Source organism: Nisaea acidiphila, from assembly GCF_024662015.1.
GTDB lineage: Bacteria > Pseudomonadota > Alphaproteobacteria > Thalassobaculales > Thalassobaculaceae > Nisaea > Nisaea acidiphila.
Genome location: NZ_CP102480.1, coordinates 1363727 through 1382786, shown reverse-complemented (window position 1 = coordinate 1382786; position 19060 = coordinate 1363727). Strand labels below are relative to the sequence as shown.

Genomic DNA, 19060 nt, shown 5'->3' with positions numbered 1-19060 from the left:
TTTGCGTGGAGGCAAGGTATTGCGTGCAATGTTACATTGTAAAGTGTATAATTGCTCATCTTTTGCGATTGGTCTTTTGCGTCGACTCTGTGGTGCTAATCCCTCAAACCCATCCCGCCAGCTCACTCTCCACCAGCGCCTCGATCACCTTCGTCCCGTCCTCCGTGTCGTTCAGGCACGGGATATAGGTGAATTTCTCGCCGCCGGCCTCTTCGAAGGTCTCGCGGATGCCGATATTGATCTCCTCCAGCGTCTCGACGCAGTCGGCGGAGAAGCCGGGGCAGATGATCGCGAGGTTCTTCACGCCCTTTGATGGCAGCTCCTCGACCGTGTCCTGCAGATATGGCTTCAGCCACTCCTCCTTGCCGAAGCGGGACTGGAACGCGACCATCATCCGGTCTCCCGCCCAGCCGAGCTTCTCGCGCACCAGGCGCGTGGTCTTGAAGCAGTGGCAATGATAGGGGTCGCCATTGCGGAAATAGCGCTCCGGCAGGCCATGATAGGATGTGATGAGCAGGTCCGGGGTCCAGTCGAGGCTTTTCAGATGGCTCTCGATGGAAGCCGCCAGCGCATCGATATAAGCAGGGTGGTCGTGATAGGCGGGCGCGGTGCGGATCGCCGGCTGCCAGCGGATCTTCATCAGCGCCTCGAAAGCCTTGTCATAGGCCGTCGCCGTGGTGCTGGCGCTGTATTGCGGATAGAGGGCGACCAGCAGCACGCGCGCGCAGCCCTGTTCCTGCAGCGCGCGGATCCGGCTCTCCGTACTCGGGTTGCCGTAGCGCATGCCCCAGTCGACGACGATGTTCGGGTGCTTCGCCGCCAGCATCGTTCCGAGCTTCTCTGCCTGATTACGGGTGTAGAGGCGGAGAGGGGACTCGTCGCTCTCCTTCAGCCAGATCTGCTCATAGGCGTGACCGGTCTTGAAGGGCCGTGTCGGCAGGATGAAGAGATTGAGGATGATCTGCCATTTCAGCGGGTTCAGCTCGATCACCCGGCCGTCGGAAAGGAACTCCTTCAGATAGCGCCGGATTGACCAGTAGTCGGTCGCATCGGGGGTGCCGAGATTGAGCAGCAGGACGCCGATCTTCTCGTCCGGGAGGGCGGGATGGTCGGTGGGCAAATGTCTCTCGGCGAAGGCCATGCGCGGTTCCCGTCGGTCTGGATTTTAGAACGGTTTCAACATAGAACCCGGGCGCGCCGAGACCAGTGCGAAAATGACGCAGCGGGCTGATCCGGGTTTTCCGGCGACGCGAGCGAAGGGCACAGGGAAAAGGCCTGAAATAGCACGGCCCCGCCGAAGCGGGGCCTTGGATGCCAAGAGGTGTCGAAACGCGGGCGCGGATCAGCGCGGGGCGATGACCATGATCATCTGCCGGCCTTCCATCTTCGGATAGGACTCGACCTTGGCAGCTTCTTCCATCTCGTCGCGGACCCGGTTCAGAACGTCCATGCCGAGATCCTGGTGCGCCATCTCGCGACCGCGGAACCGCATGGTGACCTTCACCTTGTCGCCCTCGCCGATGAACTTGCGCACGTTCTTCATCTTCACCTGAAAATCGTGCTCGTCGATATTCGGACGCAGCTTGATTTCCTTGATCTCGATGACCTTCTGCTTCTTCTTGGCTTCGTTCTTCTTCTTCTGCGCCTCGTACTTGTACTTGCCATAGTCGAGGATCTTGCAGACCGGCGGATCCGCGTTCGGAGAAACTTCGACCAGGTCGAGGCCGAATTCCTCTGCGCGCCGGATGCCGTCCTGAACGGTCATGACGCCAAGCATTTCTCCCTCGGGATCGATGCAGCGGACTTTATCGACGGTAATGTCATGATTCACCCGCGGGCCGTCCTTGGCCGGCGGCTGATTAAACGGTGGTCTGGCGATCTAACGCCTCCTTCATTCACTGTTTCGGTTTCGTATGAGGCACGAAAAACCGGCCCGGATCACAAATGATCCGGGGCCGATGCTTCATCCTTAAGTCTAGTAATGGCTTCGTCAAGCGCAAGGACTTCTTGCGCCTTGCCGCCGAGACGGCGGAGCGCGACCTTGCCTTCCTCCGCCTCGCGGCGGCCGACGACGAGGATCGCGGGGATCTTCGCTTCGCTATGTTCGCGGATCTTGTAATTGATCTTCTCGTTCCGGCGGTCCATCCCGACCCGCAGTCCGGCGGCCTTGCACTTCTCCATCACCTCGGCGGCATAGCCGTCCGCGTCGTTGGTGATGGTCGCCACCACGCCCTGCACCGGGGCGAGCCAGAGCGGGAAGCGGCCGGCATACTGTTCGATCAGAATGCCGATCCAGCGTTCCATCGATCCCAGAATGGCCCGGTGCAGCATGACCGGACGCTTGCGGCTGCTGTCCTCAGCGATATAGGAGGCGTCGAGCCGCTCCGGCAGCACGAAATCGACCTGCAGAGTGCCGCACTGCCAGTCGCGGCCGATGGCGTCGGTCAGCACGAATTCAAGCTTCGGGCCGTAGAACGCGCCTTCGCCGGGGTTCAGCGTGGTGTCGAGGCCGGCGGCGTCGCAGGCATCACGGAGTGACTGCTCCGCCTTGTCCCAGATCGCGTCGTCGCCGGCGCGTACCTCGGGACGGTCGGAGAACTTCACCCGTACGTCGGTAAAGCCGAAATCCTTGTAGACCGCCGACAGCAGCTCGCAGAATTTCACGCTCTCCTCGGTGATCTGCTCCTCTGTGCAGAAGACGTGCGCGTCGTCCTGGGTGAAGGCCCGCACCCGCATGATGCCGTGCAGCGCACCGGACGGCTCGTTGCGGTGACAAGCGCCAAACTCCGCAAGCCGCAAAGGAAGGTCGCGATAGCTCTTCAGGCCCTGCTTGAAGATCTGCACGTGGCCCGGGCAGTTCATCGGCTTGAGCGCCAGCACCTTGTCGTCCTCGGCATTGGCCGTGAACATGTTCTCGCGGAACTTGTCCCAGTGACCAGAGGCTTCCCAGAGCGAGCGGTCGATCAGCTGTGGCGTCCGGACTTCCTGATATCCGGCGCGGTCCAGCTTCTTGCGCATATGGTCTTCGATCGTCTGGTAGAGGGTCCAGCCCTGCGGATGCCAGAAGACCGAGCCGACCGCCTCTTCCTGAATATGGAAGAGATCGAGCTCGCGGCCGAGCTTACGGTGGTCGCGCTTCTCGGCCTCCTCCAGCATGTGGAGATAGGAGTCGAGCTGCTTCTGGTCCGGCCAGGCGGTTCCGTAGATGCGCTGCAACTGCGGGCGGTTGCTGTCTCCGCGCCAATAGGCGCCGGCCACGTTCATCAGCTTGAAGGCGTGGCCGGTATATTTCGTCGACGGCATGTGCGGGCCGCGGCAGAGATCGAGGAACCCGCCCTGGCGATAAAAACTGATGGTCTCGCCCGAGGGGATCGTTTCGACCAGCTCGACCTTGAACGGCTCGTGCACCTTTTTGTAGTGCAGCACCGCCTCGTCCCGGTCCCATTCCTCGCGGGTGATCTGCTCGTCGCGGTCGACGATCTCGTGCATCCGCTGCTCGATCTTTTCAAGATCGTCCGGCGTGAAATGCTCTTCGCGATAGAAGTCGTAATAGAAGCCGTTCTCGATCGCGGGGCCGATGGTGACCTGGGTCTCCGGATAGAGTTCCAGGACGGCCTCGGCCATGATGTGGGCGCAGTCGTGCCGGATCAGCTCGAGCGCCTCGTCGTTCTTCTTGGTGACGAGCGCGACTTCGCTGTCGTCCGCGATGGGCAGAGAGAGGTCGGAGAGTTTTCCGTTGATGCGGACCGCGATCGCGGCCTTGGCAAGGCCCGGTCCGATATCGGCCGCGATCTCCGCGCCGGTGACGGCAGCGTCGAACGACCGGATGGAACCGTCGGGAAGCGTAATGGCAGGCATGGGTATAGACCCTTTTTAACTCTGGTACGTGTCGTGACGAATGGGGAAGGCCATGGTTGGGGAGGATGCCCCATATCCGTATGCCGTCTCGGCCGGCCAGGCCGAAACGGCTAACTAGTCACGATCGTCTGGATCGGATGCCACATGGGTCCGCAGGTCTACCGTTATGCGTGGATGGGCTATGTAGCGCCTGGGCTTCAGAATCGCAAGGGTGGACTGGCCCTGGAAATCTGTGTGCCCGCCGATATTGTTCCCGGCACTCGGCCGCTCTATAGCATTCGGGTAGAGATCCCTCTTTCCGAAAGCCAGACCCCGCAATGCCCGAAATCGATCCCTGCTTCGACAATTGCGTGAGCACGGTGACCCGTGTCGGCAGGGTCGCGTTTCCCGTCACGGACATCTATTTGCGAGAGGCGCTGCTCAGATGCGGCGATTATTGCTACGGCGAGATGATGACGTACCGATCCATCGTCGAGCGCGGGATGAGCGTGCTCGATATCGGAGCGAATATCGGGCTGATGAGCTTGCTGTTCTCGTCGCTTGTCGGTTCTACCGGGAGTGTGTTCGCGTTCGAGCCGAGCGTTTTCGCGGCAGGGCTGTTACGTCATAACCTTGCGGCGAATGGTTGCGGCAATGTCGATGTGCGCCGCGTTGCCATGTCGAGCCAGCCCGGCGAGGTATCGTTCCTCAATCCGGATGTGGCCAATATTCCCCACCTCAATTTCGGTGCGCTGTCATTTGCTTCCGGCGAAGAGCCCATTCCCGGAAGTCTTGTCCCGACACCGGTAACGACAATCGACGGGCTGGATCTCGCGCATTGCGATTTCATCAAGATCGATGTCGAGGGATTCGAAGCGTCCGTATTCGAAGGCGGATGGAGGACGATCCGCAAGTTTCTTCCGTTCCTGAGCGTCGAAGCGGGAGACGCAGATACGGATCTATCATGGTCCACGGAGTTACTCGGTCTCGGGTATCGGATCTCCGTACTCTCGTTCCGGATCTACTCATCGCCGAATTTCAAGCGGGCGCCGATCGACGATTTATCCAGGGTCGTATGTGCAAACGCTATCGCATTGCCGCCCGGGCGCGATCCAGATCGATATTTCGGCAAGGCGCCCCGCGTGGATATCTTTTCCGAGGATGAGCTGCGTGCGCGCTGCCGCAAGTTCTCGCAACACGAGCCGCAGCGGTGAACCCAGCAACTGGGCGGTCGGGGCTGCGCGAGAAGTTCAAGGCCGTTCCGCCAGCGGCGCGCTGGCAAGGAAATTCTGGAAGGCGAACCAGAAGCCGACATGCCCGCCGATCCGGTCGAGTTTTCGGCCATCTGACGCAACGAGCGCGACTTCGGTAACAGTCCATTGGCCATTCTTGCCTTCGACCTGATCGGGGCCGGCGGCGGAGAAAACATCGTCGTCGCGCCAATAGGCACGGACCGATCGGTTGTCCATGTCGCCGATCAGGACGACATTGCGTCCGGCGAAGCTGTCGTTGATAACCGGGCTGTCGGCAAAGATCGCAAGCGGCCAGGCCTTCTTCTCCGCTCCCAGCCGGATGACGAAGACGTAGTCCTTCGCCTTCAGCCTCCCGTCGTGCACCGCCGCCGGAAACATAAGCTCGGGGGACGCGAAATATTGTCCATACGGCCGTCCCGGGCGGTAGTCGCGCTCGTACCCGGTATCGAGCGACAGCACTTTCGTTTCGGTGTGGCGGCGGAGCCATTCGGCCCAGGTGGAGATGACCACCGGACGCACCTTCAATTCAATGCCCGAACCGGTCAGCGGGCCGACGACCGGCTTACCGGTGAACTGGTTCCAGAGCGAATTCGTGCCCCGGTCGTACATCAGTTTATTCGACCGGTAGAGCAGGCCGGATGAGCCGAAGATCATGCGCTCCGTGCGGTTTTTGAGCTTCGTTTCGAACAGGATTCCGGAGCCGCAGAGCGTGCAATAGGCCAGCGCGACCGGGACGCCGCCGATCACGTCATTGAACATTTCGTGCCAGTCCATGATGCGGAGTGGATAGGCGCGGGCATCGCCGTTGATCTCGACGCCGAAAACGAGTTCGCCGGGGGTGAGATAGGTCGCATCGTCCGGTGCGATCAGTTGTGGGTCGTTCAGGGCCGGAATGCCGTCTTTGGCAACGCCGCCCCAGGTGATCTCCTCCAGCCGGATCTCGTGTTTCACGCCCGGCTGGACGAACAGAAGGAAGTTCCGGTCGATATGGCTCAGCACGGAGGCCTTGAAGCGGTCGAACGCCGGCATCGTTCCGGTTTCCGGATGGGTTTCGATCCACAACTGCCAGTCGTGCCATGCGTCGCCGGCATCTTCGCCGCTGAGCTCGCGCAATACCTCAAGTGCAATTTCCTGCGGTCCGAAGAAGCGGAGCCATTGCACGATCGGCGCTATGAATTTCCTGTCTCCGCTCGCGCGCACCCGGTCGAATGCGCGCTCCCGCTCCGAGGGATCGTCGGAGAAGAGCTGAACGGCGAGGTCGATTGGGCGGCGACCGTCGGAAGGTGAGGCGACTTGCGCGGCCGTAATCTCCGGCCAGAGGAGAAACACAGCCAACAACAGACCGCCCAAGCGTCCCATGCCAAATCTCCGCAGAGTGTCAGATAGACCCGTTGAAGTCTGTCGGCTCGCGGAAGATCGCGCGAGACACGATCTGTCACGGGCGCGTCAAATGCGTGCGGAGCTGTTCGTCAGGAGATTTTCGCAAGCTTGCGTTACGGTCTCTACGGAGAGTTCGGTAAGGCATTCCGCAACCAGCAGCTGGACATTGTCGCCGCGCGGCGCCGCCTTGTCGGGAAAGCTGCCTGTCGAGAAGATTGCCACGGTCTGACAGCCGGCGAGCGCCGCGATATGCATGGGGCCCGTATCGTTGCCGATGGCGAGGCAGGCGGCCCGGGCGAGCTCCGGCAAGTCGTAAAGGGTCGTTTGACCGGAGAGATCGCGTGCGGTCGGGCAAATGGACTTGATCGTGGCGATGGCGTCCGCGTCCTCTGTCCCGCCGATCAGAACCGGCAGGAGTCCTTGCTCCTCGAACTGTTTCGCGATGGCGCCATAGAACTCCGCCGGCCAGCGTTTGACCGCCATCTTCAGAGAGGAGCCGGGGATCAGCAGCGCGAAATCGGCCGGCAGCCCGAAGCGTGCGATATCGCTTGTCATGAACGAAAGGTCCGAAGCCCGGACATCCTCGATACCGGCAATTTCGAGCTGGGTGCGCTGGCGGTCCTGGGTGTGGATCAGTGTCGGGCGCTTGTAGTGATGATAGTGGCTGCAACCGGGAACGATGCCGGACCATTCCGGGGCGTTACCAGGCCAAAAGAGGCGGTGGTAGAGGCCTGTCCGGTCGGAAGTCTGCAGATCGTAGATCCGGTCGAAGCGGCCGCCGATGAGGCGCGACCTTAGGGCGATAAGACCAGGCAGGTTCCAGAGCTTCGGTTCCCGATCGGTCCAAACCTGGTCGAACAGTTCTGTGCGCTCGCCGAGTTCCGCATATGCGGGGCGTGTCAGCAGCGTGATTTCCGCGTTCGGATGGTGGCGCCGGATCGCCTGCATCGGGCCAACGGCATATATGAAATCGCCGAGTGCGCCGAGCTTGATAACCAGGATGCGGCGTAAGGTGCTATCTGCCGGCATTGGGCGATTTGGGCAGGACTTCTTCGTAGACGGAGAGGGTGCGCAGGCACATGTCGCGGGTCATGTAGTGCTCTCGGGCATGTGCGATGGCCTTGGCCGAGAGCGCGGCCCGTTGATCCGCGTTGAGGGACAGCGCCTGGCGGATGCCGGTGGCGAGCGCGTCCGGATCGTTCGGCTTCACGAGAAAACCGGTTTCGCCGGGCAGCACGGATTCCCGCGCGCCTCCATGGTCCGTCGCGACGATCGGACGTCCCATCGCCTGCGCTTCGATCATCACCCGCCCGAATGGTTCGGGATCGATCGAGGCCGAAACGACCACGTCCGCGACTTTGTAGACGCAAGGCAGGTCCTTCGCCGGGCCGGTGAACATCACGGAGGCGGTCAGCCCGGCCTTCGCGATCTTCTCCTCAAGCTCCGCCTTGTAGCTCTCCTTGCCGTCGTAGGAGCCGACCATGATGCAATGCACCGGTTGGTCGCCGAGACGGGTTAGCGCCTCGATCAGTACCTCGTGGCCTTTCCAGCGGGTCACCCGCCCGGGCAGGACGACGACCGGCACGCCGTCGGGCAGACGCCATTCCCGGCTGAGTTTGATCATGCGTTCGGCGGAGACACCGTCCGGATCGTAGAGGTCGGTGTTCACGCCGCGCGGGATGATCCGCAACTTGTCGCTGCCTGTGCCGAAGCGGCGCTCGATCTCGCTCGCGATGAAATGGGAGATTGCGATCACCCGGTCGCCCCGGACCATCACCGAGTTGTAGAGCTTCTTCAGCGGATTGCTGTCCGGGAAGCGTCCGTGGAAAGTGGTGACGAACGGCACCCGGTTCTTGCGTGCCGCGCGCCAGGCAATCCAGGCCGGCATGCGTGAGCGGGCATGGACGATATCGACATTCTCGTTGTGGATGACATCGACAAGCCAGTCGAAATTCTGCCGCCAGCTCATCGGGTTCTTGGAACCGAGCGGATGTTCGATATGGCGTGCCCCGACACGGGTCAGTTCGTGTACCATCGGGCCGCCGGCGGAAATCACCAGAGCGTCCCACCCCGCCTGCACGAGTGCGTTTGCGACATCGATCGTGCCGCGCTCCACCCCACCGGAGACGAGGGCGGGGAGGACTTGCAGGACCACCGGCTTCTTGTCATGGGGCGGGCGGCGGAACATATCGAAATCGCCGCTCGATTGGCGAAGGTTCGGTATGTTAGGCCTCATGGACGGGCCGTCGTTCACCGGCGTTCCAAGCTTTCAGTTTTCATTGTTGAAAAGTTTACCACAATGACAGAGCAAACCCAGCAGCCCGAGATACCTTCCCCGCTTTATGCCGAGAAGCCCGAAGGCGCGAAACTCGCTTATCACAAACTGGACGGACTTGGACCCACAATCGTCTTTCTCGGCGGTTTCATGTCGGACATGACCGGGACCAAGGCGATGGCGCTGGAGGAACTGGCGCGGGCGCGGGGCCAGGCTTTCCTGCGCCTCGATTATCAGGGGCATGGGCAGTCTTCCGGCAAGTTCGAGGACGGCTGCATCGGTACCTGGCTCTCCGACGCGCTTTACCTGATCGACGAAGTGACGGAGGGGCCTCTCGTTCTTGTCGGTTCTTCGATGGGCGGCTGGATCATGCTGCAGGCGGCCTTGCAGCGTTCGGACCGAATCGAGGCCCTGGTCGGTATCGCACCGGCACCAGATTTCACCGAAGACCTGATGTGGGCCGGCTTCTCCGAAGAGGTGAAGCAGACCCTCCTGCGCGACCGGGTTTATTACGAGCCGTCTGAGTACAGCGACGAGCCCTACACCATCACCATGAAGCTGATCGAGGATGGCCGGAACCACCTGGTGATGCGGGAGAAGATGCCAATCACCGTTCCGGTCCGGCTGCTTCACGGCATGTGCGATGACGCGGTGCCGTTCGAGCTGTCACTGAAAATCGCCGGGAATGTCGAGAGCGAGGACGTGCAGATCTGTTACATCAAGGACGGCGATCACCGGCTCTCGACCGACCGGGACATCGCGATCCTCAAGGAAACTGTGGCCGCGCTGTGCGACGCGGCCGCCTGATCCCGCTCCTGGCGCTGCTTGGACTGCTCGTCTTCGGCGGGCAGTCGGTGGCGCAGGAGATCGATCACGAACAAGAATATTCGGCCTGCATGCAGCTCGCCCGGGAGCGCCCGGAGGACGCTTATCGCAGTGGGCTCGTCTGGCATAAGCTCGGCGGCGGGTTTCCGGCGCGGCATTGCATCGCCGTCGCACTGCTCGAGCTGCGCCAATATGACGAGGCCGCCGCCCGGCTGGAGCGGCTCGCGACCGATCTCGGGACCGCGCGGACCGGCCTGCTCGCGAATATCATGATGCAGGCCGGGCAGGCCTGGTACCTCGCCGGGCGGGCCGAGAAGGCGCTGAAAATCCAGAACAACCTGCTCGACTTCGCGCCGGGCGACCCGGAGCTCTGGCTCGACCGCGCGGTCTCTCTCATGGACCTTGAACGTTTCGAGGAAGCGCTCGGCGATCTGGACGAGGCGATCCGTTTGAACCCGGATCTCACTGCTGCGCGCACCTACCGGGCCGTCGCGCTGCGCGAGCTGGACCGGCTGGAGGATGCCTGGAAGGAAGTCGAGACGGTGCTCGCGCTGCTGCCTTACGACCCTGACGCGCTTCTGGAACGCGGGATCCTGCGCCAGTACCAGGGAGATCTTGAGGGAGCACGGGCGGACTGGCTCGCGGTGATTCAGTATGCGCCGGAGACATCGGCCGCCACTGCTGCGCGGGCGCGGATCGAGGAGATGGATGTCGTGGTGCAGTGACCTTGGCGCGATGGCCTTGAGAGCGCCGCTCAATTGAGCGGCGGTGTGTCGGAACTAAGCCGAGAGGTGGTGGAGCCAGCGTTCGTAGCGGCGGTCCGGTTTCAGTGTGCCGGCGGCTAAGATTTCTCCTGTGATGCCGTGTTGGCGAACCTCCTTAGGGGACAGGCCGTACCTCGTCCGGAACGCGCGGGTGAAAGACGCGTCGCTGGCATAACCGGCTTCGAGGGCGATGTCGTAGATTGGTCTCCGGGGCGCTTTGCGGTCGACAAGAGCCAGAAGCGCCCTGCGAAGGCGGCGATCGCGTACGTAATTCGCAACGCCGCCGTACCCTTCGAACAAGTTGTAAAGTTTTGCCCTGGAGACATTTGCATGTCGCGCGATCCAGTCCACGCAAAGATCCGGGTGCGAGAGGTTGTTCTCGATCAATCTGCGTACAACGGTCATCTGAGCGAGCGCGACGCCAGATCTCTGCGCCGGCTCTTCGGTGACCGCGGCGTTCAGGCAGGCGGCTGTCAGACCGACCGTGGCCGGTGCGATCTCGATGGCTTGCCGTGCGGTCATTTTGGCAGAGAGACGCTTCAGGGAGAGCATGTGGTCTCGCAGGAGCTGCACCATGGGCTCCGTGCCCGATAGGATTTTCAGATGCTGGTCGTCCGGAGCCTTAATCTGGTCTTCGAGCATCGACCGCGGGACAATCAGGGAAAGGTTCGAGAAATTGTTCGAACGGCAGGCGGCGTCCTGAGCGAGATCGAATACGACCAGGCCGTTTTCGGGAAACGCGAACTCGCCCCTGCTGGTTTCCCAGGTCAGGCTTCCGCGTTCGTAAAGCTGGACCATGAAATGATCCATGCCGTCGCGGCCGATCAGCGACGGGCTGCGAATCCAGTCCTGACGCCGCGTCTGGGTGCGGGCGAGCATGACGGAACCGAACATGTTCGCATCCACGGACGCCTCGAAATTCTCTTTCCGGACATCCCGGGGTGCCTCGACTTCGAAGATGCAGGAAATGCTCTCACGCCAGATATCGAAGCGCTCATTCTCCGGGACGCCGGAGACTTCAAACACTGCGTGAGGAACGGGATCTGAGACCTGAGCGGTGTGGTGTTTGGAAACGGCACAATCCATGACATGTTATCGAATTCAACTAATGATAGATGCTTGGGTGATCGCAGTGATTTTCCCATTTTCCACTCAAGTCGTAAAACTCGCTTGTCATTTAACTCCGGTCGGCGGTTTCGGACAAGACGAGACGCACAATAACTCACATATTCTGAACGTTCTGCATGATTTTCCAAACATTTCGCACGGTATGGGAAGCTCAATCGTGAAATAAGAAATTCGAGAGAAAACGGCAAGAATATGAAGGCTCACCGAGGTTCGAGTTAACTTTCTGATAACCAGAAGTATGTAGGTTTGCGCCACTCTTGAGGCCTCCTGGCGTGCGTGAGAATGGGTCGCTGTGTCTTGCACGGCGGCAATGTCGGTAGGTCTCTCAATCGGAAATCAGAGGCGGACGTGCGGGGCGAGGCGGTCGCGCGAGAAATACTGGGGAACTTTGAATGGCGACTTTGACCACTAGCGCTGCCGGCTTCAATCCGAACACCGGCTCTGGCATCACCGTCGGAACCGTGCTGACAGCCGGCAATGACACACTGACTGTTAGCGCGAACGCCCATATTAACAATGCGGCGACGCTTACCAACAGCAGCGGCGGAACCGACACTCTGATTTTCTCGTTCGGCGGAACTGCGACCGTCACCGAAATCGGGTCCGGCGATCTTTCCGGCTGGAGCACGATCCAGTTCGTCGGCGGTTCGACTGCGGTGTTTAATCAAAGCCTCATCACATCGATGGGTACCACTACGATCCAGAGCAGCAATACGAGCACAGTTAAGCTCTCTCTGCCCGATTCGGGCGGCGGTAATTTCGACCTTTCGAACCTCACGCTGACGAACATATCCCCGATCAGCCTGAGCGCCGATCCCGACACGATCACCGGAACCAGCGGGAACGACGTCGTAAATGTCAGGCAGGGCAACGACCTCGCCTATGGCGGGGCCGGAGACGATCTCTTCACGGATACCAACGGCAACGACACCTTCTACGGCGATGCGGGGAACGACACGATCAGTGCCGGTAGCGGCGATGATGTGATCTATGGCGGCGCCGACAATGATTCGCTGCTGGGCGGTAGCGGAAGCGACCTGATATACGGCGGCACCGGCAACGATACGCTCCAGGGCAACTCTGGCAGCACCGACACCGTTGCGGATACGCTTTACGGCGGGGCAGGCAACGATGTCCTCAGTTCGAGCGGCGGCGCGGACTACCTGGATGGCGGCACCGGCAACGATACCCTGGTCGGAGGCGCCGAGGGCGAGACCCTGAGCGGCGGCGACGGTGCCGACATCTTGAGCGGTGCCGCGGGGACCGACGTGCTGTTCGGCGGAGACGGAAACGACACCTACTCTGGTAGCGCAGCCGAATTCAACGGAGACACGATTTCCGGCATTGCAATCGGTGACAGCATCGTCGTGACCGGAACCGACCTCTCAAGCCTGAACGGGACAAATCTCGGCAGCACGCTGGATCTCGGCAGCAGCAATACGCTCAACCTTTCCGGAACTAGCGGCAGTCTCGCGATCGGAGCGTCGTTCTCCGGCGGCAATACCACGCTCACTTTCACCACAGCGACAAGCTCGTCGGGCAGCTCTGGCTCATCCGGCTCTTCCGGCGGTGGTTTGTCCGTGACGAACCAGACGGCGGCGGACACGGCGGGCTCTGCAACGGGCAGGACGCTGGTCAACAATAGCGGATCGACGGCGACCGGCGCGCTGGTGGAAGGCACCGGCAACGGTAATGTCGTGACCGTGACGCTGCCGAGCGGGGTCGCGCTGACCAATTCCGGGACCTCGACGGCACAAGCCTCCGGCGCCGCCGGGACCACGCTGACCGGCGAGATCCAGGCGACGGAACCGGACAGCGCCGAGCAGAGTTTCCTCGACGGCCACGGCCAGACGTTCCTTGCGGGCAATTCCGGCGCGGAGATGGACATCCGTTCGATCACCTTCTCCTCGACGGACAGCACGGCGCAGACCGTGCAGCTCACGGGCCAGGGCTCAAGCGGCGCCGAGGCCTTCGTGATCGACACCTCCGGCCTGCCGTCCGGCTCCACCCTGCAGCTCGACAATATCGAGTTCGCCGCCATCGTGGGCAATGCCACCGTCACCGGCGGAGCGGGCCAGAACTATGTCGTCGGCGACGATGCGCAGCAGTTCATCTCGCTCGGCGCGGAGGACGACACGCTGGCCGGCGGCGGCGGGGACGACACGATCGGCTCCGGCTACGGCGAGGACATCCTTTACGGCAACCAGGGTGCGGACAGCGTCTTCGGCGGCGGCGGCATGGACACGCTCTATGGCGGCCAGGACGGCGATACCGTGCTCGGAAACAACGACGACGACGTGCTCTATGGCAACCGCGGCGGCGACACCCTGTTCGGCGGCGAGAACGAGGATGCGCTTTATGGCGGACAGGACAACGACATCCTCTATGGCAACCAAGGGAACGACACACTCGCCGGAAATCTCGGCGACGACCAGCTCTATGGCGGCCAGGACAACGACATTGTTTCCGGCGGAGACGGAAGCGATTTCCTCGCCGGCAACAAGGGTGACGACACGCTCGAAGGCGGCAGCGGGGCCGATACGTTCTATTTCGAGTTCGAGGCGGGCAACGATACCGTCAGCGACTTCACCGCCGGCGAGGACACACTGGCATTCGAGAGCGGCCTCACCTACAGCGCGGCCGACAGCGGCGGCAACACGGTGATCACCACGTCGGACGGCGGGACCATCACGCTGATCGGAGTCTCCAAATCCAGTCTCGGCCTGGCGGCCACCGCAGGGTGGGATCTCGCGCCGTGAAGCGCGAGCAAATCCGTTAACCTTGCGGAAAATCCAACCTTGGCTCAGAAATCCAGATTGGCGTAATGCGCGGGCGGGCGGACGCCCGGGATGTGGTCGGAGAGCAGCGGGCGGAAGCTCGGGCGGGACTTGACCCTCGCATACCATTGCTTGGCTTCCGGGTACTTTTCCCATGGCACGTCGCCGATATAGTCGACAGCAGATATGTGCGCCGCGGCGGCGATGTCGGCGAGGCTGAAATGGTCACCCGCAAGCCAGTTCCGCCGCTCCGCGAGAAAGCCGATATAGGCGAGGTGGGTGGCGATATTGATGTGACCGGCGCGGATCGCCGCGCTGGAGGGCTCGCCGGTGCCGAGGAAGCGCTTCATCAGCTTCTCGCCAACCAGCATTTCCGTGACTTCCTCGTTGAACTTTCGATCGAACCAGGCGACCAGCCGGCGAATCTCCGCCCGCGCGGCGGCATCGCCGGGCAGCAGGGGAACCTCGGGCCGGGTCTCGTCCAGGTATTCCGAGATCGCCACCGAATTGGCAACGGTCGTGCCGTCATCGTCGACAAAGACCGGCACGGTGCCGTCCGGGTTCATGGCGAGGAATTCCGGGCGCCGGTCCCAGATCTGTTCGACCTTGAGATCGGCCTCGATCTTCTTTTCGCCAAGGATGACGCGGATCTTCCGGCTGAAGGGGGAAATCCAGAGGTGATAGAGGGTCGGCATTCGGGTCACCGGTGGGTGTCGGAGGCGCCAAATGGTTGGCGACGTTAAACTATCAGAACCTTGCCGATGCCGACAATCGCCAGAGCGCCCAGCAGGACGATGGCGGCCTGCTTCACCGTTTCCGGCCGGGTGATGCCGAACAACTTGTGACCGATGGACGTGCCGATCGCCATGACGGGAACCAGGGAGGCGCACCGGATCAGCATGTCCGCGTCGATCAGCCCCTTATAGACGGCAAGGGCCAGGGCGAGGATATCGACGAAGATGAAGAACGCGATGCCGGTGGCGCGGGTGATCGCGACCGGCAGTGGCGAGGAGAGATAGAGCAGCACCATCGGCGGGCCGGGAATGCCGGCGGCGCCGGACATCAGCCCCGAGACCACGCCGGTTCCAGCGATCATCGCCTTGCCCGGAACGGCGGCGAGCTTGAAGCCGCGCGCGATCAGGACCACCGAGACCAGAATGCCGAGATAGATCGCGATCTTCATCGGCTCCGGCTCGACCAGCAGAAGGCAGGCGAACCCGATGGGAACGCCGAGGATCGAGCCGAGCACCAACAGGCGGATGCCGGACCAGTGCACCTCGCGGTAGTTCTGCGGCAGCAGCGTGAAACCCGCGAGCAGATCGAGGATCAGGGCGAGCGGAACAACGGTCACCGGGTCCGCGACCAGCAGCAGTGTGCTGATGAGGATGAGCGCGAAGCCGAAGCCGGTGAAGCCGCGGACGATTCCGCCGAGCAGGGTGGCCGCGACGGCGACGGCCCAGATATGGGCTTCCCACCCGAAGAGATCGGACTCGAACATGAAACTGGATGGCCTTGGCTGCGGCAGAGGGTCAGGCGGCGCGGATCGCGCCGGTGAGTTCTTCTACGCCCTTTGCCGTTCCGCTCCAAGGCCGGACCGGACGCGAGACCGGGGCGGCGTGGAGCCGCTCCAGCAAAGCAGGTGCCCCACGCACCTGGAAACGCCGTTGCTCCACCGGACCGGGCAGCTCGAACCCGTAAGGCTCCGCCGGGATGAATCCATAGGGCTCGTAATAGGAGGGTTCGCCGACCACGAGACAGAGGTTCCAGCCCGCTTGGTCCGCCTCCTCGAGCGAGCGGGCGACGAGGGTGCGCCCCAGTCCCTTGCCCTGCAGGGCCGGGTCGACCACCAGAGGACCGAGCACGAGGGCGGGGAGAACCTCCCCGTAATTTTCCACATCGATCGCCCAATAGCGGATCGAGGCGCCCAGACCCGCCTCGAACCCCGTGCGCGCGACGAGACTGAGATCCGGCAGGGCCGGGCCTTGGCGGAGCTGGTAGACGGTCTTGCCCGTCCGGTCGGCGCCGAAGCCGACATCCAGCAGGGATTCGATGGCGGCCGAGTCGGCGGCCTGTTCTTTTTCGATGACAATCATGGGACGGATCTTCCGGCCTGATGGCGGCCGGTCCGCGAGGGGATCGGCCTAGAGCGTGGTGACGGACAGCGCAAAACGCGCGGCGATACGTCGTCGTCGCGGGTTTGCTCGTCGCAGCTCTCTGGCCTTCGTGATCATCGTGATCCGTTTCCAAGTTCGAAATCGGGAAATACTTCATATCCCACGGAAATACCAGTGAAAAACGCCGCGGACTCATTTCCGCGGCGCCCGGTCGATATGCAGAAAAGAAGTTGCTTAACCCTTGATCCCCGCCAGCCGCGCCATGATCGCGGCATTCGAACGGATGCCGCGGTGATAGCAGACCAGCTCGAACTTCTCGTTCGGGCTGTGCACCCGGTCGTCCTCAAGGCCGAAGCCGACCAGCAGGCTGTCGATCCCCAGGAGATCCTTGATCGAGCCGACGGCCGGGATCGAGCCGCCGCAGCCGATCAGCAGGGCGTCCTTGCCGTACTCGTCCTTGAGCCCGGCAAGCCCGGATTGCAGGTAGGGGGAGTCGGTCGGCACGCGGCGGGCCGGGAAGCCGCTCGCATGTACGATCTCCAGCGTGAAGTCCGCCGGAAGCCGGTCCGACACGAACTTCTTCAGCCCGGCGATGATCTTCTCCGGATCCTGGTCCGGCACGAGGCGGCAGGTAATCTTTGCGGACGCCTCGGCGGCGATCACGGTCTTGCCGCCCGGCTCCTGATAGCCGCCGGTGATGCCGTTGATGTCCAGGGTCGGACGGGCCCAGAGCCTTTCCAGCGCCGAGTAGTCTTTCTCGCCGCCCGGGGTGGACAGGCCGATTTCGCCGAGAAAGGCCTTCTCGTCGAAGCCGAGGCCCTCCCACTGCGTCAGCTCGTTGTCGCCGACCGCGAGCACATCGTCATAGAAGCCCTCGATTTGAATGCGACCGCTCTCGTCGTGAAAATCGCCGAGGATCTTTGCCAACAGGTTGATCGGGTTGATCACGCCGCCGCCATACATGCCGGAATGCAGGTCCCGGCTCGGGCCCTTGATCTTCACCTCGATGGAGACGATGCCGCGCAGCATGTATGTAATGGCCGGCTGATCGACGGACCACATGCCAGTATCGCAGACGACGCAGGCATCTGCCTTGAGCTCGTCCTTGTGGGCGGTCATGAAGGGCTCGAGGCTCTCGCTGCCGCTCTCCTCCTCGCCTTCCAGCAGAACGGTGACGCCGATCGGCAGGGAGCCGTGGACATCCATCCAGGCGCGGAAGGCCTCGATGAAAGTCATCACCTGGCCCTTGTCGTCCACCGCGCCGCGGGCGACGATCCGCTTGCCGCGCTCGGCCTCGACGATGGCAGGCTCGAACGGGTCGCTGTCCCAGAGCTCGTACGGGTCGGCCGGCTGCACGTCGTAATGGCCGTAATAGAGGATATGCGGCGCGCCTTCCGGCCCCTTCATGTGGCCGACCACCATCGGGTGTTTGTCCGCATCACGCACCGCTGCGTCGAAACCGGTCTCCGTCAGCTGTCCCGCCATCCATTCTGCGGCGCGCCGGACGTCCGGATCGTATTTCGGGTCGGTGCTGATGCTGGGGATGCGGAGTACATCGACGAGCCGGTCTACCGACGCGTCGAGACCGTCATCGATACGGGCGAGCACGGGGGCAAGGAGGTCCTGGGTCATGGGGCACCGTGGTTGCATTGAGGGCAATCCGCGCAGGCAGTTTTTCCGACAGTGGAAAGGGCGAGGATTGATCGTCGGCAGTTTGGCTCGCTATCGTTCGGTTAACAAGGGTTCGAACCCAGAGATCGAGAGGAGACGCCGTGACGCGGCTGATGGATTTGATTGAGCCGGGCAAATTGCTGATTGCCCCCGGTATTTTCGACGGTATTTCCGCCCGTATCGCCGACGAGTTCGGCTTCGAGGCGCTTTATATGACCGGCTATGGTGCGGTCGGCTCCCATCTCGGGCTGCCGGATGCGGGCCTCGCCAGCTATACCGACATGGTCGGCCGCGTGAAGGTACTGGCCGACGCGGTCTCCGCACCGCTGGTTGCGGACGGAGATACCGGGTACGGCGGGCTGCTCAACGTGCAGCACACGGTGCGCGGCTATGAGCGCGCGGGCGCGGCCGGGATCCAGCTCGAGGACCAGGAATTTCCGAAGAAATGCGGCCATACGCCGAACCGCAAGGTGATCCCGCTGGAGGATATGGTCGAAAAGATCAAGGTCGCGGCGGAAAGCCGGGACAGTTCGGACTTCGCCATCGTGGCCCGTACCGATGCCCGGACCAACTACGGTCTCGACGAGGCGCTGCGCCGGGGCGAGGCTTTCGCCAAGGCGGGGGCGGATATCCTCTTCATCGAGGCGCCGGAATCGGTCGAGGAGATGGAAAAGATTTGTTCCAGCTTCGACAAGCCACTGCTGGTCAATGTTGTCGAGGGCGGCAAGACTCCGGTGCTGAGCGCCGAGGAATATACCGGTCTCGGCTATTCCATGGCGATCTATCCGGGCACGGGGTTCCTTGCCATGGGAGCGGCGCTCCGCTCCGTCTACGGGCGTCTGAAGGAAACCGGATCCAGTCTTGGCGCGTCGCAGAAGCTGGACGATTTCGGAGCCTTTTCCCGCACCATGGGCTTCGGCGATGTATGGGACTTCGAAAAGGCGCACGCGCGCGACTGACAGATCCGGCATGCTGCCGCATCGTGGAAGTCGATTTGTCATGGTGGAAGTAGCCGCCAGACTTCGCCCATCGCTGA

At 62.3% G+C, this 19060-nt stretch carries 16 protein-coding genes; 5 read left to right on the top strand and 11 right to left on the bottom strand.

The features are described from left to right. Positions 1 to 103 precede the first annotated feature (103 nt). The 3 genes from hemH to thrS form a co-directional block, all read right to left on the bottom strand. Positions 104 to 1141, bottom strand: a complete 1038-nt coding sequence (hemH, locus tag NUH88_RS06390) for a ferrochelatase (RefSeq protein ID WP_257770737.1) — start codon at positions 1139 to 1141, stop codon at positions 104 to 106. Between the two features lie 201 nt (positions 1142 to 1342). Continuing rightward, a complete protein-coding gene (infC, locus tag NUH88_RS06385) occupies positions 1343 to 1831 on the bottom strand; it encodes a translation initiation factor IF-3 (RefSeq protein WP_257770735.1) in 489 nt (162 codons plus the stop codon). Positions 1832 to 1938: 107 nt separating this feature from the next. Next, complete coding sequence (thrS, locus tag NUH88_RS06380; protein ID WP_257770733.1) at positions 1939 to 3858, bottom strand: threonine--tRNA ligase; 1920 nt, start codon at positions 3856 to 3858, stop codon at positions 1939 to 1941. A 359-nt stretch (positions 3859 to 4217) separates the two neighbouring features. On the opposite strand from thrS, the gene NUH88_RS06375 reads away from it, so the two are divergent. After that, a complete protein-coding gene (locus NUH88_RS06375; protein ID WP_257770732.1) occupies positions 4218 to 5051 on the top strand; it encodes an FkbM family methyltransferase in 834 nt (277 codons plus the stop codon). Between the two features lie 36 nt (positions 5052 to 5087). Here NUH88_RS06375 and NUH88_RS06370 read toward each other — a convergent pair whose 3' ends face one another. From NUH88_RS06370 to NUH88_RS06360, 3 genes are all read right to left on the bottom strand, one after another. After that, positions 5088 to 6449, bottom strand: a complete 1362-nt coding sequence (locus tag NUH88_RS06370) for a DUF3179 domain-containing protein (protein ID WP_257770729.1) — start codon at positions 6447 to 6449, stop codon at positions 5088 to 5090. 87 nt (positions 6450 to 6536) lie between these two features. Further along, complete coding sequence (locus tag NUH88_RS06365; RefSeq protein ID WP_257770727.1) at positions 6537 to 7499, bottom strand: glycosyltransferase family 9 protein; 963 nt, start codon at positions 7497 to 7499, stop codon at positions 6537 to 6539. Next, positions 7486 to 8706, bottom strand: a complete 1221-nt coding sequence (locus NUH88_RS06360; RefSeq protein WP_257770726.1) for a glycosyltransferase family 4 protein — start codon at positions 8704 to 8706, stop codon at positions 7486 to 7488. Before NUH88_RS06360 ends, NUH88_RS06365 begins: the two co-directional genes overlap by 14 nt. Before the next feature lie 63 nt (positions 8707 to 8769). On the opposite strand from NUH88_RS06360, the gene NUH88_RS06355 reads away from it, so the two are divergent. Further along, positions 8770 to 9552, top strand: coding sequence for an alpha/beta hydrolase (locus NUH88_RS06355; RefSeq protein WP_257770724.1), 783 nt, complete (start codon positions 8770 to 8772; stop codon positions 9550 to 9552). After that, positions 9534 to 10295 (top strand): tetratricopeptide repeat protein, encoded by a 762-nt coding sequence (locus tag NUH88_RS06350; protein WP_257770722.1) that lies wholly within the window; start codon positions 9534 to 9536, stop codon positions 10293 to 10295. Before NUH88_RS06355 ends, NUH88_RS06350 begins: the two co-directional genes overlap by 19 nt. Positions 10296 to 10349: 54 nt before the next feature. On the opposite strand, the gene NUH88_RS06345 is transcribed toward NUH88_RS06350, so the two are convergent. Beyond that, the gene (locus tag NUH88_RS06345; protein WP_257770721.1) at positions 10350 to 11360 is read right to left on the bottom strand and encodes a helix-turn-helix domain-containing protein; all 1011 of its coding nucleotides are present in this window, start codon (positions 11358 to 11360) and stop codon (positions 10350 to 10352) included. A gap of 494 nt (positions 11361 to 11854) precedes the next feature. On the opposite strand from NUH88_RS06345, the gene NUH88_RS06340 reads away from it, so the two are divergent. Continuing rightward, positions 11855 to 14221, top strand: coding sequence for a beta strand repeat-containing protein (locus tag NUH88_RS06340; protein ID WP_257770719.1), 2367 nt, complete (start codon positions 11855 to 11857; stop codon positions 14219 to 14221). A gap of 44 nt (positions 14222 to 14265) precedes the next feature. Here the strand turns inward: NUH88_RS06340 and NUH88_RS06335 are convergent, their stop codons facing one another. From NUH88_RS06335 to NUH88_RS06320, 4 genes are all read right to left on the bottom strand, one after another. After that, a complete protein-coding gene (locus tag NUH88_RS06335) occupies positions 14266 to 14934 on the bottom strand; it encodes a glutathione S-transferase family protein (RefSeq protein ID WP_257770718.1) in 669 nt (222 codons plus the stop codon). Positions 14935 to 14978: 44 nt separating this feature from the next. Beyond that, positions 14979 to 15737, bottom strand: a complete 759-nt coding sequence (locus tag NUH88_RS06330) for a sulfite exporter TauE/SafE family protein (protein ID WP_257770717.1) — start codon at positions 15735 to 15737, stop codon at positions 14979 to 14981. 31 nt (positions 15738 to 15768) lie between these two features. Then, complete coding sequence (locus NUH88_RS06325) at positions 15769 to 16332, bottom strand: GNAT family N-acetyltransferase (RefSeq protein ID WP_257770716.1); 564 nt, start codon at positions 16330 to 16332, stop codon at positions 15769 to 15771. A 255-nt stretch (positions 16333 to 16587) separates the two neighbouring features. After that, positions 16588 to 17985, bottom strand: a complete 1398-nt coding sequence (locus tag NUH88_RS06320; RefSeq protein ID WP_257770715.1) for a dipeptidase — start codon at positions 17983 to 17985, stop codon at positions 16588 to 16590. A 140-nt stretch (positions 17986 to 18125) separates the two neighbouring features. Between NUH88_RS06320 and NUH88_RS06315 the strand changes: the two genes are divergently transcribed. Continuing rightward, positions 18126 to 18983: an isocitrate lyase/PEP mutase family protein gene (locus NUH88_RS06315; protein WP_257770713.1), complete on the top strand. Its 858-nt coding sequence runs from the start codon at positions 18126 to 18128 to the stop codon at positions 18981 to 18983. Positions 18984 to 19060: the final 77 nt, after the last annotated feature.